General features: G+C 45.7%; 7 protein-coding genes, 2 tRNA genes and 3 rRNA genes. 8 read left to right on the top strand and 4 right to left on the bottom strand.

All coding sequences use genetic code 11. The annotated features are described in order from the left end of the window. Positions 1 to 831: 831 nt before the first annotated feature. From ACP26M_RS19785 to ACP26M_RS19760, 6 genes are all read left to right on the top strand, one after another. Positions 832 to 2352, top strand: a 16S ribosomal RNA gene (locus ACP26M_RS19785). A gap of 211 nt (positions 2353 to 2563) precedes the next feature. Then, positions 2564 to 2638 (top strand) — tRNA-Ile (locus ACP26M_RS19780). A gap of 82 nt (positions 2639 to 2720) precedes the next feature. Beyond that, positions 2721 to 2794: transfer RNA gene (locus ACP26M_RS19775), tRNA-Ala, on the top strand. Positions 2795 to 3063: 269 nt separating this feature from the next. Next, positions 3064 to 5943, top strand: a 23S ribosomal RNA gene (locus ACP26M_RS19770). Between the two features lie 276 nt (positions 5944 to 6219). Further along, a 5S ribosomal RNA gene (gene rrf, locus ACP26M_RS19765) occupies positions 6220 to 6331 on the top strand. Together the 16S, 23S and 5S rRNA genes with 2 tRNA genes alongside form the textbook arrangement of a ribosomal RNA operon. A gap of 537 nt (positions 6332 to 6868) precedes the next feature. Beyond that, positions 6869 to 9286 (top strand): TIM-barrel domain-containing protein, encoded by a 2418-nt coding sequence (locus ACP26M_RS19760; protein ID WP_426582571.1) that lies wholly within the window; start codon positions 6869 to 6871, stop codon positions 9284 to 9286. A gap of 710 nt (positions 9287 to 9996) precedes the next feature. On the opposite strand, the gene ACP26M_RS19755 is transcribed toward ACP26M_RS19760, so the two are convergent. The 4 genes from ACP26M_RS19755 to ACP26M_RS19740 form a co-directional block, all read right to left on the bottom strand. Then, positions 9997 to 10767: a TerC family protein gene (locus ACP26M_RS19755; protein WP_426582569.1), complete on the bottom strand. Its 771-nt coding sequence runs from the start codon at positions 10765 to 10767 to the stop codon at positions 9997 to 9999. Positions 10768 to 10851: 84 nt separating this feature from the next. Next, complete coding sequence (gene glmS, locus ACP26M_RS19750) at positions 10852 to 12687, bottom strand: glutamine--fructose-6-phosphate transaminase (isomerizing) (RefSeq protein WP_426582567.1); 1836 nt, start codon at positions 12685 to 12687, stop codon at positions 10852 to 10854. A gap of 190 nt (positions 12688 to 12877) precedes the next feature. Beyond that, positions 12878 to 14230 (bottom strand): DUF4270 domain-containing protein, encoded by a 1353-nt coding sequence (locus ACP26M_RS19745; RefSeq protein WP_426582565.1) that lies wholly within the window; start codon positions 14228 to 14230, stop codon positions 12878 to 12880. 66 nt (positions 14231 to 14296) lie between these two features. Next, positions 14297 to 15121 (bottom strand): glycogen/starch synthase, encoded by an 825-nt coding sequence (locus ACP26M_RS19740; protein WP_176628769.1) that lies wholly within the window; start codon positions 15119 to 15121, stop codon positions 14297 to 14299. Between the two features lie 153 nt (positions 15122 to 15274). Here ACP26M_RS19740 and panC point away from each other — a divergent pair, with 153 nt between their 5' ends. Both panC and panD read left to right on the top strand, forming a co-directional pair. Next, positions 15275 to 16105 carry a pantoate--beta-alanine ligase gene (gene panC, locus ACP26M_RS19735; protein WP_426582562.1) on the top strand — a complete coding sequence of 277 codons (831 nt, stop codon included), beginning with the start codon at positions 15275 to 15277 and terminating at the stop codon, positions 16103 to 16105. A 128-nt stretch (positions 16106 to 16233) separates the two neighbouring features. Beyond that, complete coding sequence (gene panD / locus ACP26M_RS19730; protein WP_090534618.1) at positions 16234 to 16584, top strand: aspartate 1-decarboxylase; 351 nt, start codon at positions 16234 to 16236, stop codon at positions 16582 to 16584. Positions 16585 to 16603: the final 19 nt, after the last annotated feature.

The following is a 16603-nucleotide window of genomic DNA, read 5'->3' as shown; positions in this document are numbered from 1 at the left end:
GATGCCCCGTGATTTTTGTAAGTGTTAACCGTGAGCTCAAAACAGCAAGCTGAATGAGGGCGTTGCCTCTGACCGGGCTATTCGCTCATACGCCTGCAGGCATTACGCTCGTTGGCCGGTACCCGCTGCTATCCCTAACGCTGGTTTTCGAGGCTTGTATAAACTTTTTTGCCTGATGTATAGTATGTTAAGGAAACATTAAGGAAAATAGGTAGAAATAATTTGGAGAAGGCGTAAAAGTGGCTACCTTTGCAGCCCGCAAACGAGGAAGTGAGTTAGCGGGGTTAGTACATTAAAAGGATAGAAAAGTACAGGAAAAAAAAGATTAAAATCTTTTTTGTGGGAATGAAAAAAAATCCACACCTTTGCAGCCCGCAAACGAGGGAAAGAGAAGAGAGAGAAGCACTGCAAAACTTTAAAAATAAAAAATAAAAAAGTTTTGGAAATAAGAAAAGGTTTTCTACCTTTGCAGACCCAAACGGAAGGGTGCTTGAGAGAGCGAAAGAAGTTGAGGCTGAGCGAGTTCAGTCAATAAAAGAAGGAAGAAAGTTAACGATGGTTAATGAGTAAAACAAAAGAGCCGGAAGCGATTTTCGGGGAAACAAACTGACAAGTTAAGCAATGCGAATTGCGACGACATAATAGCTGATTCGGATGATGAAGCGATCAAGTTCTTTTAAGAAATGGAAATCATGTAGCGTAACGGGAGATTAACCAAAGCTAAGGCTGAGGAAGATTGAAGAGTTAGAAAAAGAAGAGAGACTGTATAAAGATATAATAATACAGATTCTATTAATTAATAATAGGGTCAGTGGTTAAACAAAACATTTTACAATGGAGAGTTTGATCCTGGCTCAGGATGAACGCTAGCGGCAGGCCTAATACATGCAAGTCGGACGGGATTTGGGAGCTTGCTCCTAATGAGAGTGGCGCACGGGTGCGTAACACGTATGTAACCTACCTTGATCAGGGGGATAGCCTCTCGAAAGAGAGATTAAGACCGCATAACATTATGATATGGCATCGTATTATAATCAAATATTTATAGGATCAAGATGGGCATGCGCAACATTAGCTAGTTGGTGTGGTAACGGCATACCAAGGCGACGATGTTTAGGGGATCTGAGAGGATGACCCCCCACACTGGTACTGAGACACGGACCAGACTCCTACGGGAGGCAGCAGTAAGGAATATTGGTCAATGGACGGAAGTCTGAACCAGCCATGCCGCGTGCAGGAAGACGGCCCTACGGGTTGTAAACTGCTTTTGCAGGGGAATAAACCCCGGTTCGTGAACCGGGTTGAATGTACCTTGAGAATAAGGATCGGCTAACTCCGTGCCAGCAGCCGCGGTAATACGGAGGATCCAAGCGTTATCCGGATTTATTGGGTTTAAAGGGTGCGTAGGCGGCTTTTTAAGTCAGGGGTGAAAGACGGTAGCTCAACTATCGCAGTGCCCTTGATACTGAAGAGCTTGAATGTACTTGAGGTAGGCGGAATGTGACAAGTAGCGGTGAAATGCATAGATATGTCACAGAACACCAATTGCGAAGGCAGCTTACTAAAGTATGATTGACGCTGAGGCACGAAAGCGTGGGGATCAAACAGGATTAGATACCCTGGTAGTCCACGCCCTAAACGATGAACACTCGATGTTGGCGATATACGGTCAGCGTCTAAGCGAAAGCGTTAAGTGTTCCACCTGGGGAGTACGCCCGCAAGGGTGAAACTCAAAGGAATTGACGGGGGCCCGCACAAGCGGAGGAGCATGTGGTTTAATTCGATGATACGCGAGGAACCTTACCCGGGCTTGAAAGTTAGTGAATGTGACAGAGACGTCACAGTTCTTCGGAACACGAAACTAGGTGCTGCATGGCTGTCGTCAGCTCGTGCCGTGAGGTGTTGGGTTAAGTCCCGCAACGAGCGCAACCCCTATGTTTAGTTGCCAGCATTTAAGGTGGGGACTCTAAACAGACTGCCTATGCAAATAGAGAGGAAGGAGGGGACGACGTCAAGTCATCATGGCCCTTACGTCCGGGGCTACACACGTGCTACAATGGATGGTACAGAGGGCAGCTACCTGGCAACAGGATGCCAATCTCTTAAAGCCATTCACAGTTCGGATCGGGGTCTGCAACTCGACCCCGTGAAGTTGGATTCGCTAGTAATCGCGTATCAGCAATGACGCGGTGAATACGTTCCCGGGCCTTGTACACACCGCCCGTCAAGCCATGGAAGCTGGAAGTGCCTGAAGTGCGTAACCGCAAGGAGCGTCCTAGGGTAAAGTCGGTAACTGGGGCTAAGTCGTAACAAGGTAGCCGTACCGGAAGGTGTGGCTGGAATACCTCCTTTCTGGAGCAGGATCTCTGATTGACTCGGGACTGTTACCTACATGATATTTCTTAAAACACAAAAAAAAGACAAAAGGAAACCCAGAAGATGAAGCCATCTGTGGAATGTGCAAACGCAAGTAAGCACAGGACAAGTGGCAGTAAGCAGTGGCAGCAGCAGTAGGCAGAAAAGTCCTGCAAACTGCAACTGATAACTGCAATTAAAAACAAATAGTCCTGTAGCTCAGCTTGGTTAGAGCACTACACTGATAATGTAGGGGTCAGCAGTTCAAATCTGCTCGGGACTACACAAGGGGAAGTAGCAGTAAGAAGTAGCAGCAGCAGTAATTAACTGCCACTGTAAACTAACCACTGCCCACTCATCTGAAAGGGGGATTAGCTCAGCTGGCTAGAGCACCTGCCTTGCACGCAGGGGGTCAACGGTTCGAATCCGTTATTCTCCACACTTTGTAAGTAACAGTAATAAGTAGCAGAAGCAGGAAACTGCCGCTGCAACTAAAGACTGCCACTAACAACTAACGTTCTTTGACATATTGGAAGAAGTAATTGAAAACAAGAGAAAACAACAGATAGGAAGTTGTTTGATTGAGAACCAAGATTACAAGAATAAAGAAACAAGAGTAATCTTGCTTCCTGACTCCTGAACTCTTGACTCTGTCGAACGACGGACTAAAATAAAGACATACCATGCGGCGCAAAAGGCGCATGAGTAGAAGAAAGTAAGAAAGGGTACACGGGGGATGCCTTGGCTCTCAGAGGCGAAGAAGGACGTGATAAGCTGCGATAAGCTGCGGGGATTAGCAAATATGAATTGATCCGCAGATTTCCGAATGGGGAAACCTAATTAGTTGAAGACTAATTGCATAAATGCGCTAACCTGCCGAACTGAAACATCTAAGTAAGCAGAGGAAGAGAAAACAATAGTGATTTCCAGAGTAGTGGCGAGCGAAATGGAAGAAGCCCAAACCTGTTATGTTACGGCATAGCAGGGGTTGTAGGACCACAACATGAATATCAAGAAGAACCGGAAGGGGGTGGGAAACCCTGCCATAGAGCATGAGAGCTGCGTACGGGTAATGAATGATAGGATAGTGGTATCCTGAGTACCGCGAGGTCGGAGACGCCTTGTGGGAATTTGCCGGCACCATCCGGTAAGGCTAAATACTCCTGAGAGACCGATAGTGAACCAGTACCGTGAGGGAAAGGTGAAAAGAACCCCGAACAGGGGAGTGAAATAGAACCTGAAACCGTGTACTTACAAGCGGTCGGAGCGGTTAACACCGTGACGGCGTGCCTTTTGCATAATGAGCCTACGAGTTACTCTTCCCTGGCAAGGTTAAGTGTTTAAGACACGGATCCGAAGCGAAAGCGAGTCTGAAAAGGGCGTATAGTCAGGGGAGGTAGACGCGAAACCTTGTGATCTACCCATGGGCAGGTTGAAGGTGCCGTAACAGGTACTGGAGGACCGAACCGATAAACGTTGAAAAGTTTCCGGATGACTTGTGGGTAGGGGTGAAAGGCTAATCAAACTGGGAAATAGCTCGTACTCCCCGAAATGTTTTTAGGAACAGCCTGGCGGTTGAGTTATAAAGAGGTAGAGCTACTAATTGGGTGCGGGGGAGTCAAATCCTACCAAATCCAGATAAACTCCGAATGCTTTATAATATACGCTGGAGTGAGGCTATGGGTGCTAAGGTCCATGGCCGAGAGGGAAAGAACCCAGACCATCAGCTAAGGTCCCTAAATTATTGCTAAGTTGAACTAACGAGGTCCGATTGCACAGACAGCTAGGATGTTGGCTTGGAAGCAGCCATTCATTTAAAGAGTGCGTAACAGCTCACTAGTCGAGCGATCGGGCATGGATAATAAACGGGCATCAAGCAGTATACCGAAGCTATGGATTCATATTAATATGACTGGTAGGGGAGCATTCTATTATCCGGCGAAGCAGGAAGGTAACTGACTGTGGAGGGAATAGAAAAGCAAATGTAGGCATAAGTAACGATAAGGCGGGAGAGAAACCCGCCCACCGAAAGACTAAGGTTTCCTGATCAACGCTAATCGGATCAGGGTTAGTCGGGGCCTAAGGTGAAGCCGACAGGCGTAGCCGATGGACAACTGGTTAATATTCCAGTACTTTTTATTACTGCGATGCGGTGACGGAGTAGTGACACTGACGCGAACTGACGGAATAGTTCGTTAAAGGCTGTAGGTATAGAGTTTGTAGTTAAGTACGCAGACTTTGCTGAAAGCTGATAGTACACAGAACCTTCGGGGGATGTGATAGTTCAGGTAATCAGACTTCCAAGAAAACCCGCTAAGCTTCAGGTAATAAAAACCCGTACCGTAAACCGACACAGGTAGTCGAGGAGAGAATCCTAAGGTGCTCGAGTGAATCATGGCTAAGGAACTCGGCAAAATGGCCCTGTAACTTCGGGAGAAGGGGCGCTGGCAGCAATGTCAGCCGCAGTGAAAAGGCCCAGGCGACTGTTTAACAAAAACACATGGCTTTGCAAAATCGCAAGATGACGTATAAGGCCTGACACCTGCCCGGTGCTGGAAGGTTAAGAGGGGATGTTAGTCGCAAGGCGAAGCATTGAATCGAAGCCCCAGTAAACGGCGGCCGTAACTATAACGGTCCTAAGGTAGCGAAATTCCTTGTCGGGTAAGTTCCGACCTGCACGAATGGTGTAACGATCTGGGCGCTGTCTCAGCCATGAGCTCGGTGAAATTGTGGTATCGGTGAAGACGCCGGTTACCCGCAACGGGACGGAAAGACCCCATGCACCTTCACTATAGCTTAACATTGATATCGGATACAGGATGTGTAGGATAGGTGGGAGACTGTGATCCAGCTTCGCTAGGAGTTGGTTAGTCAACGTTGAAATACCACCCTTTCTGTATTTGGTGTCTAACTCTGCAATGTGGAGAACATTGTTTGGCGGGTAGTTTGACTGGGGTGGTCGCCTCCAAAAAGGTAACGGAGGCTTTCAAAGGTAAGCTCAGTACGCTTGGTAACCGTACGCGGAGTGCAATAGCATAAGCTTGCTTGACAGTGAGACAGACAAGTCGAGCTGGGTCGAAAGACGGATATAGTGATCCGGTGGTTCTGCATGGAAGGGCCATCGCTCAAAGGATAAAAGGTACGCTGGGGATAACAGGCTGATCTCCCCCAAGAGCTCATATCGACGGGGAGGTTTGGCACCTCGATGTCGGCTCGTCACATCCTGGGGCTGGAGAAGGTCCCAAGGGTTGAGCTGTTCGCTCATTAAAGTGGCACGCGAGCTGGGTTCAGAACGTCGCGAGACAGTTCGGTCCCTATCTGTTGTGGGCGTAGGAAGTTTGAGTGGGGCTGACCTTAGTACGAGAGGACCGGGTTGGACTAACCTCTGGTGAATCTGTTATGCCGCCAGGTGTACTGCAGAGTAGCTACGTTGGGAATAGATAAGCGCTGAAAGCATCTAAGTGCGAAACTAGCCACAAGATGAGACTTCCATTGAGGGTCGTAGGAGACTACTACGTTGATAGGTTACAGGTATAAAGGTGGTGACATCATAGCCGAGTAATACTAATTGCCCGAAGCTTTCTTCGTGAAGGATTAAGGTGAGTGGTTGATTGAGAGAGTAGTTGCAAGACTATGAACAAGATATTGATCACTCATCCGAAACAAAACAGATAATGAACAACAATGCTGTTGTTTTCTCTTAACTTCAATCACTTCTTTCAATAATATGTCATGTTTGTGGCAAGTGAAAAATAGTGAATGGTGAATGGTTGATTAGGTGAGTAGTTGCAAAACTACCATGATATAAGCAATCAGACAAGAACCACTCACGGCTCACATAATCAACCACACACTTAAAAATATTCAGGTGCCTATATCGGCGGTGTCTACCTCTTCCCATTCCGAACAGAGAAGTCAAGCCCGCCAGAGCCGATGGTACTGCGGTAAAACGTGGGAGAGTAGGTCGGTGCCACCCTTTATCACTTTCAATAGTGTAACAAACGCAAAAGCCTTAGCTAATCACTAAGGCTTTTTGCGTTTGTAGACTTTTTTGATAAGCCTGCCTCAATCCCGCCAATCAACTATTTACCCGGTGGCCCGGCGAAGGCATCGTCACCGGTAAAAAACACTGTTCCATTTTTATACGGCTGAACACTTGTTAATTTAGCGCAATAATGATACTTAATAAGCAGATTGTTATGAACGGGCCAAAACCTCCTTTCAGCCGGTATGAATAGATTGTTATTGGTAATCAGTAAGTTATAAAACATCGTTCCATTAGTAGAACACCCTGTTTTTAACATTGGAACACTGACAATATAGTATCACCACTTTGATTAAAAGGCGTGGTAATTGTATCACTTTTAAGATATACTCAATATTCGGGGCTTTTAGTAGCTAACTGATAATTCGACATTAAAAAAATTACTCCAATTAAAAAAAGTACGCTATATTCACGGTGTCAAATTAAGTGTTAATCTCACACTCAGTATAAACCAAATCAGTGATAGTCATGATGTTTAAACAGGTATTTCATAAAGGCGCAAAAGTTAGGCAATCGATTGCGTGGTTTATTTTTCTTTTGGTTGGCTTGTCCGCCATGCCGGCTACGGCAGTTATTAAATCTTTCAAAAAGGCGGCTGATGGCGTTACTTTCACGCTCGACAAAGGTTTGATGAAAGTGCTTATCCGCAGGGACGATATCGTTGAAGTAAAATATACCATCTTTGATGCTTTTGAGACCAAGCCATCATTGGTTGTGAATAATAAATGGGTTCAGCATTCAGCGTACCAGGTTACTGATGGGAAAACCGAGGTGGTTATTACTACGGCAAAGCTGAAAGTAAAGATCAATAAGGCCACCAATGCCATCACCTATACCGATTTGAAGGGTAACGTGATCACTGCCGAGGACAGCGACAATAAATCCATTACTCCGGCAACCATCGCGGGGATCAGCACTTATAACGTTACTACACAATTTGCATCGCCGAAGGATGAGGCCTTGTTTGGTTTAGGCTGCCATCCCTTAGATTCTATGTCGATCAATTACAAAGGCCGTAACCAGGACCTGGCTATTAAATATCTTACAGGTGCTATCCCGGTGCTGTTATCAACAAAAGGCTATGGCTTAATGTGGGATAACTATTCGGCCAGTAATTTTTATGGTGCCGAAGCGGACAACACTAAATTTAAATATGTATCCGAAAGCGGTAAACAGGTTGATTATTTCTTTTTTTATGGGCCGGGCTTTGACCATATCATCGATCTTTATCGAACCGCTACCGGTAAAGCGCCAATGTTTGGTAAATGGGCTTATGGCTTGTTTCAATCGCAAGACAGGTACCTGAGCGAAGACGAAATCCTTACCGTAAAGGATAATTACCGCAATAACCATATCCCGGTTGATGTGATTGTGCAGGATTGGTACTACTGGGACCCATTGCCAATAGGCTCACATGTAATGAAACCGGAACGTTACCCGCATCCGCAAAAATTGGTTGATGCTTTACACGCAGCCAATATCCATGCCATGATCTCTATCTGGCCGGTGTTTGGCAAAGGCACTCCTAACTATGACGCGCTGAACAAAATGGGTGGTTTAACTGATATCACCTGGGATAACGTGGTTACCCATACTTTTGATACTTATTACGATGCCCACAACCCTAAAGCCCGTGAGCTTTACTGGGACCAGGCCCGCGACAGCCTCATTAAACGTTATGGCTGGGATGCCTGGTGGATTGATCAATGCGAGCCGGATAATGGGGCGTTGCTTGACGCCCGCCGTCAAAGTAATTTTGCCATTGGCAAAGGCATCGACTATTTTAACACTTATTCATTACAGCATACTAAAGGCGTATACGAAGGCTGGCGCAGGGATATTCCGGGTAAGCGTGCTTTCTTTTTGGTAAGGCAGTCCTTTGCCGGCGAGCAGCGCAACGCGTCTACATTATGGTCGAGCGATATTGAATGTACTTTTCATGATTTTAAAGACCAGGTACCACAAGGTATTAATGCCTGTACCTCTGGCATCCCTTACTGGACGTCAGATATCGGCGGTTATCACTATCACTGGAAACCTGCCGATTGGTCGCAGCCGGATAAGCGCGAGTTATTTACCCGCTGGTTCCAGTTCGGTACGTTTTGCCCTATTTTCCGCATCCACGGTAAAGGTGAGCGCGCTATCTTCAGCAAAAACTGGGATGAAAATACAAGATCGATCCTGCTTAACTTTGATAAACTCCGTTACCGTTTGATGCCATACATTTACTCACTGGCAGGCCGTGTAACTAACGATAACTATACCATTATGCGTTCGCTGGCATTTGATTACCGCGGCGACAGCAAGGTTTACGGCATTCCTGACCAGTATATGTTTGGGCCGGCCTTTATGGTTAACCCGGTAACCGAGCAACTATATACTTCAAGTGATGCAGATAAAAAAGCCAAGGCCCGCCAGGTTTACCTGCCTGCCGCCAGCAAATGGTATAACTTCTGGACTGGCGAACTGCTTGACGGCGGCCAAACCATCAGCGCCGCGGCACCTATCGAGATTTTGCCATTATATGTAAAAGCAGGCTCAATTATACCAATGGGCCCGGATGTTGAATATGCTACCGAAAAACCAAACAGCAATATCGAGCTTCGGATTTACCCCGGCGCTAACGCCTCATTTAAGTTTTATGAGGATGAAAACGATAACTACAATTACGAAAAAGGACAGTCAGCTACGTTTACATTGAGCTGGAACGATAAAACACGTAAACTTAGCATATCCGATACTAAAGGTCATTTTCCGGGCCAGCTGAAAAGCCGCACGTTTAATATTGTGATGGTTAAAGGCGCTCATGGCTCGGATGTAGCTTTAACTGCCAAGGCTGACAAGGTTGTTAAATATGCAGGTAAAGCGATGGTAGTGGCGCTATAGATTTGTCATTGGGTCATTAAGTCATTCATCGAGTTAGCCGCACCCAAACCCTCTCCAAAGGAAAGGACTTTAAGAAATGCCGCTTTTTAAGTCTCCCTTTTTTGGGGAGACTTAAAGGGGCTAACGCGTTATCTATCCATGACATAATAAAAGAAGAGGTGTCATGCTGAGTGTTTAAATCCGGAGGCCTCTGAAGGTAAAATGACATATCCACCACGTCATTGCTGAGTTACGAAGCGATCCCCTGCAGGCAGATAAAAGACTTTATTCTATAAACTTACATCGTCGCGCTCCTGGCCGCGCGGGGCCAGTTACTTTTGTCGCCACAAAAGTAACCAAAAAGGCTTGCAGCAGAGAGGCTTCTTTGCGCACAACCTGACCCACAGCCCTCGGCGCGGCCTTCACCCTGCAAAACGAACAGAACCACGGGCTGCAATTATTTTGCCCCGATTCGCACGCAATGCCTCCGCTTCTGCAAAAACTTGCTATGCCCCTGCAGCCGCACCGCCCAGCATCGTTCTGTTCGTTTTCACCCGAAGCTGATCTGCTGCGAAAAACCACATTTTTTATCTTGTCATGGGTAGGTTCTCGAAGCATGGTGGGCAGGCCTCTGCGCGCGAGTCTTCGACGGGCTCAGACTGACAGGCCCCTTTTGTCATTTCTCCTTCAGAGGTAACCGGATTTAAATACTCACATTGAGATGTTTTTTATTATCCTTTCTTCACCACCTTCTTTCCCTTATTCGCTTTCATTTTTAAATTCAGCATCTCTACCAAAACAGAGAACGCCATGGCGAAATAGATGTAGCCTTTAGGGATATGCTGTTCAAAAGCTTCGGCCAAAAGCGAAACGCCAATCAGCAGCAGGAATGACAGGGCCAGCATTTTTACAGTAGGGTGCTTGTTTACAAATGAGGCTACCCCGTTTGATGCCCACATCATAATGCCTACGGCTATAACAACGGCCAGGATCATGATCTCCACGTGGCTGGCCATTCCTACGGCGGTGATCACCGAATCGAGCGAGAAGACGATGTCCAGCAGCATGATCTGGATGATTGTGCCCCAGAACGAATGCTTTTTTACTGCGCCTTCGTTTTCTTCTTCACCTTCAATTTTATGGTGGATCTCGGCAGTACTTTTATAGATCAGGAACAGGCCGCCGATGATCAGGATCAGGTCGCGGCCGGAGATAGCCAATTTTTCAACCCATTCCGGGCTGGTAATACCCAAAACCGAACTTAGGTTAAACAAGGGGGCGGTAAGCGTCATTACCCAGCTAATGGATAATAGCAGCAGGATACGGGTGATCATGGCCATGCCCAAACCAATCCGCCTGCCCTTGCTCTGCTGGGCGGCAGGCAATTTATCAGACAGGATGGAAATAAATATCACGTTATCGATCCCTAAAACGATCTCCAAAAGCGTAAGTGTGATCAGGGAAATCCAGGACTCGGCCTGGGTAAACATTTCAAAACTCATAGGTAGCAGGTATTTGTTTCTTCCCAAAAATAACAAAACCCCTGCCGTTACTGGCAGGGGCTGGTAAAAATCTGATTTTATTCCTTATTCAACGGTAACCGACTTGGCCAGGTTACGGGGCTGATCAACGTTACAGCTGCGCATTACAGCTATGTGATAAGCCAGTAACTGCAGCGGGATGGTTGCAACTAATGGTACAAACGCCTCATTGGTTTGCGGGATCTCTATCACATAATCGGCCATGCCTTTTACTTCGGTATCGCCTTCGGATACAATGGCAATGACGTGGCCTTTGCGGGCTTTTACTTCCTGTATATTACTGATCACCTTTTCGTACGATGAATGTTTAGTGGCGATGAACACTACAGGCATTTCGTCGTCAATTAAAGCGATAGGGCCATGTTTCATCTCGGCGGCGGGATAACCTTCGGCATGGATGTAGGAGATCTCCTTGAGCTTTAAAGCGCCTTCCAGGGCTACAGGGAATGAACTGCCCCTGCCCAGGAACAGGCAATTGGTCGAATCTTTAAACCGGGCTGCAATTTGCCGGATATGTTCGTTTGATTTCAGCGCCTCCTGTACCAGGTTCGGAATCTCGTTTAAGCCGGTTAAATATTCAACCATTTTGCTTTGGGTAATTTTACCCCGCTGCTGGGCTATGTAAAAAGCTATCAGCGTTAGCACGCTTACCTGGGCGGTGAAGGCTTTGGTGGATGCTACACCAATTTCGGGCCCGGCATGGGTATAAACGCCCGCATGCGTTAAACGCGGGATAGATGCGCCGACCACATTACAAATGCCGAAAATGGTAGCGCCTTTTTCTTTAGCCAGTTCAATGGCGGCCATGGTATCTGCTGTTTCGCCCGATTGGGAAATGGCTATCACCAGGTCTTTTTCGGTAATGATTGGGTTGCGGTACCTGAACTCGGAGGCATATTCAACTTCTACCGGCACGCGCGCGTATTCTTCAATCAAATATTCGCCTACCAAACCTGCGTGCCAGGAGGTGCCGCAGGCTACGATAATGATCCTGTCGACGTTTTTGAGCTTCTCGGTGTATTCTTTTATACCACCCAACTGAACTTTGCCCTGCTGAGGGTAAATACGGCCTCTCAGGCAATCGCGGATGGAACGGGGCTGCTCATAGATCTCCTTCATCATGAAATGATCGTAGCCGCCTTTCTCCAGCATTTCCAGCTTTAAGTCCAGTTCCTGGATATAGGGAGTTTGTACCGAATTGTCTATGTTTTTTACCAGCAGGTTTTCACGGTGTACATAGGCAATTTCGTTATCATTCAGATAGATCACATTTTTAGTGTACTCCACAATAGGTGTAGCGTCTGAAGCTATGAAGTATTCGCCTTTGCCTACGCCAATTACCATGGGGCTGCCTTTACGGGCTGCAATAAGCAGATCGGGCTCATCGGCACTCATGATCACAATGGCATATGCGCCTATTACTTTGTTTAATGCCACGCGCACGGCGTCTTTCAAATCAAGGCCGGTTGCTTTTTGGATATCCTCAATCAGGTGTATTAAAACTTCGGTATCTGTATCGCTTTTAAAAACATGGCCTTTTGCCGCAAGGGTTTCCTTGATCACGCCATAGTTTTCAATAATACCGTTGTGGATAATGGTAAGCCTCCTGTCGCCCGATGAATGGGGGTGCGAGTTACGGTCGCTCGGTTCGCCGTGGGTGGCCCAGCGGGTATGGCCCATTCCAATTGTCCCCTTCAGGTCAATCCCCTTCACAAAATTTTCAAGGTCCTCAACCTTGCCGGCCTTTTTATAAACTTTAAGGTCATGATCAAGCAGGGCAACACCGGCACTGTCATAGCCCCGGTATTCGAGCCTGTGAAGCCCTTTTATAACGATGGGATAAGCATCCCTGAATCCTATATAACCAACAATTCCGCACATAAAATAATCAAGTATAAATGTTAAACGCCGCAAAATAAACAGCTATATAACACATATCTGCAATAATTATTTTGATTTTTTTCGAAAATGAGGAAGTTTTAAAATACTTAAAAAAGTATTTTAAAAAGTGTATTTGCCTTAAACAAAAAAATCCCCTAAGCGGGGATTCTTTTGTTTATTGAGAGATATCTTACTTGCGAACCTTGGTATAAATGATGTTCATGCGGATGCTGTAACCCGGGGTTGACTTATCACTCCCTACTATCACCGTACGGGCTGCCGTTTGTGTTGACGGTGCCACGTCAATACCAGTTGTGGTGTTAATAAGTGTAGTATCAACCGGGGCAATGTAGGTACCGTAATCAACTGTTTTTTTACGGATCAGGTCCTGAACAAAAGCCGTAACCAGGAAGTGGTATTCTTTTTTGGTACGGTCATACCTGCCGCCAAATAAACTTGTTTGCGAACGCGGGTCACTTGCCGAGGCATCCTGTATCAGTGCCCGTTGTTTGGCTATATCCAGCTTGTACATGGTAAGCTTAGGTAAAGGCGCATAAGGTACACCTGAACCGGCACGTGGTGTTATTACAATTTCGGCACGGTTTAATACTATCGATGAGTCAACAAGCTTGTCGAGGCCCGGGAAACTAAGCTTAGCCCTTAAGCCTGCAAGCCCCTGGAGGTAAACCGTATTTTGCGATGTTGTTGTATTATTTAGTGCTGCCTGGATAGTAGTACTGTAGGTATGCGTAATTTCGGCAGCACGGTTAAAGAACGGCAGGGCTACCGATGCCGTATCAATGGTGCTTGATGTTGTACTGGTGGAGGCTGTAACAACCTTATAAAACACATCAATGTGTGATGATGCGAGATTAAGCTGGATAATACCGCCCGCATCGCTGGCCTGTGTCTTGTCTAATGAAAGGTAAAGGCCTTTTATGGTACTTTGAAAAGTTGTTGGTGATGCAAGTACAGCACCGCTTGCATTAAACAGGTTGTTATAGATAAAGGCTTTACTAAGCGGCACACGTAACTGAGGTGCTACGCGCTGAACGGTATCTAATGTATCGGTACGGATGCGGGCTATGGTGATGCTATCGTGCGTACGGGCTGTGAAGGTCTTAGAGCCAAGCAAAGTGCCCAGATCGGCATCCCAGTGGTTATTACTGTAGTAGGTTTTGCTTTCTACCTTTTGTTGAAGCTGATACACGTTTATTTTATAGCGTGAAGCCAGCGAATCGCCATAAAAACCGTCAGAATATCTAAGCACAAGTACAGCCGAGTCAATTGTCAGAGTGCCTGCAGGAACAGTGTAAGCGGCGCCATTAGGCAGGTTAACACCTAAAGCAACAATACTTTTTGTTGTGCCGAATACAGGATCGGTAAAGTTGGCAAGTGGTGTCCGGGTTTGACCCGAGGTAGCCACAGTATCATCAACAACAGTGTTAATAACGATGTTAGTATCAACTATCAGGTTGCCATTGATCTCGTTTTGATCATTGACGCCCAAACCAATACCATCCTGGCGTTTACAACTGTTCAAAATAAAAAGACTTATTAACAGGGTCAATAAGTCTAATCGGAAAAATTTCATATATAATATTAAGTCTTATGCAACATCCACCAATTCGTCGTTGGTAATTTCGTCGTAAAAATTGTAATAATTTTCGAAATCTGCGGTAGAATCAAATTCTAAAACCGATTTATTGCTGTTTTTAACATTATTTAACACATCTGCATCAATATCAGGGCTGCCCAAAACGATACCGTCTGAGTAGTGGATTGCACCGGCATACAAGGCCGAATTGGTGCCGCCTTTGTACGGCTCCACATGCTGCTCGTTCATATTGCTCATGATGGCTTTTGTAGCAAAATCATTGTGCAATTGCTCTTTAAAATCATTTTCATAAATAGAGTAAATGATTTTTGAGTGCTTAAATGTAGGATCGTCTTTGTAGGTTGTTTTCAGATAAGCAGGCACAAGCGCGCTCATCCAGCCGTGACAATGGATCACATCCGGTGCCCAGCCTAATTTCTTAACAGTTTCCAATGCACCTTTGCAAAAGAAAATCATACGCTCGTCATTGTCGGCATAAAACTTACCATCTTTGTCTGCAAATACATGCTTACGCTGAAAATATTCTTCATTATCCAAAAAATACACCTGCATACGCGCCGCCGGGATAGATGCTACTTTGATGATCAGCGGGTTATCATTATCGTCGATAATAATATTCATACCCGACAACCTGATCACTTCATGAAGCCTGTTCCTGCGCTCATTGATATTGCCGAAACGCGGCATAAGGATACGGATCTCGTAACCTTTCTCCTGCATGGCCTGCGGAAGTTGGCGTGTTATTTCAGCAATTTTTGTGAGTTCAAGGAAAGGGGACATTTCATGAGTTATAAACAAAAGCTTAGATTTACCCATCACTAAATCAGTATTTAAAATGTAAAGAAGTCAAAAAATTTGAGTTTGCAAATATAACTATTATTATATAAACTGCCAACGAATTATGCAAGTAACTTTTGGTTATTTTTAATCAATTGTACACCTTTGCCAAATTTTGTAACACCTATTACGTTGAAAATATTCAGCACTAAAAATGAGATAACCGATTATTTTAACCGTAAGCCGGTAAAAGTAATTGGCTTTGTACCAACCATGGGCGCATTGCATAAAGGGCACCTGGGTTTAATTGAACTGGCAAAGCAGCAAAGCACGCAGGTTGTTTGCAGCATTTTTGTAAACCCCACCCAGTTTAACGACCCTAAGGACCTTGAAAAATACCCCCGCCCTATTACTGACGATATCCGCCGCCTTGAGGAAGTTAACTGCGATATTTTGTTTAATCCGCAGGTTACCGAGATGTATGCTGATAATGAAAAATGGCATTTTGACATGGGCGATTTGGAATACCTGCTGGAAGGAAAATTCAGGCCGGGGCATTATCAGGGAGTTACTCAGGTAGTAAATAAGCTGTTCAATATTGTGAAGCCCGATATCGCTTTTTTTGGGCAGAAGGATTATCAGCAGTTTATGGTGATCAGTAAAATGGTTGAGGTGCTGGAGATGCCCGTTAAGCTGGTGATGTGCCCGATTGAGCGTGAGCCCGATGGCCTGGCCATGAGCTCAAGGAATATCCACCTGACCCCGTATGACAGGGAACACTCGCTCATTCTCTCCAAAGCACTTAACTGGACTAAGGAAAACTTCGATATCAACAAAATTGACACCCTGCAGCAGCAGGCAGCCCAAATGATCAGCAACGAACCCGGCGTTGAGCTGGAGTATTTTGAAATAGCCGATGGCAAAACACTGCATCATGCCACCCCAGCATCCGAAACTATTGTTGCCCTTGTTGCAGCACGCGTAGGTAAAACAAGATTGATTGATAATGTGTTGATTTCTTAGTCAATAGCCCATAGTCGATAGTCCATGGACGCTTCAGTAGACTGGTTATCCGGCCGATGAAAAATCTTTTACAATCTATGGACTATCGACTATGGACTATCGACTAAATTTATTCCTAACTTTGCGCCATGATAATTGAAATATTAAAGTCCAAAATTCACCGGGTTAAGGTAACGCAGGCGGAGTTGAATTATGTGGGCAGTATCACTATTGATGAAGACCTGATTGAGGCTGCAAATATCATCCCCAACGAAAAGGTTCAGATAGTGAACAATAATAACGGCGCCCGCTTTGAAACCTATGTTATCAAAGGCGAACGCGGAACAGGCACTGTATGCCTTAACGGCGCTACCGCCCGCCTGGCACAGGTTGGCGATATCGTGATCATTATGTCATACGCCTACATGGAGGTTGAAGAAGCCCGCAATTATGAGCCAATTTTGATATTTCCCGATTCAGATAATAAATTGATTAAGTAAATTAGCGGCGCCTAAGCCG

The organism is Mucilaginibacter sp. R-33, from assembly GCF_049949235.1.
In the GTDB taxonomy this organism is placed as follows: Bacteria; Bacteroidota; Bacteroidia; order Sphingobacteriales; family Sphingobacteriaceae; genus Mucilaginibacter.
This window is presented reverse-complemented; position numbering and strand designations above follow the sequence as displayed.

Excerpts from the sequence above, each read along its gene's own strand:
- panD (WP_090534618.1), top strand. The coding sequence starts at position 16,234 with ATGATAATTGAAATATTAAAGTCCAAAATTCACCGGGTTAAGGTAACG.
- ACP26M_RS19755 (WP_426582569.1), bottom strand. The coding sequence starts at position 10,767 with ATGAGTTTTGAAATGTTTACCCAGGCCGAGTCCTGGATTTCCCTGATC.
- ACP26M_RS19740 (WP_176628769.1), bottom strand. The coding sequence starts at position 15,121 with ATGGGTAAATCTAAGCTTTTGTTTATAACTCATGAAATGTCCCCTTTC.
- glmS (WP_426582567.1), bottom strand. The coding sequence starts at position 12,687 with ATGTGCGGAATTGTTGGTTATATAGGATTCAGGGATGCTTATCCCATC.
- ACP26M_RS19760 (WP_426582571.1), top strand. The coding sequence starts at position 6,869 with ATGATGTTTAAACAGGTATTTCATAAAGGCGCAAAAGTTAGGCAATCG.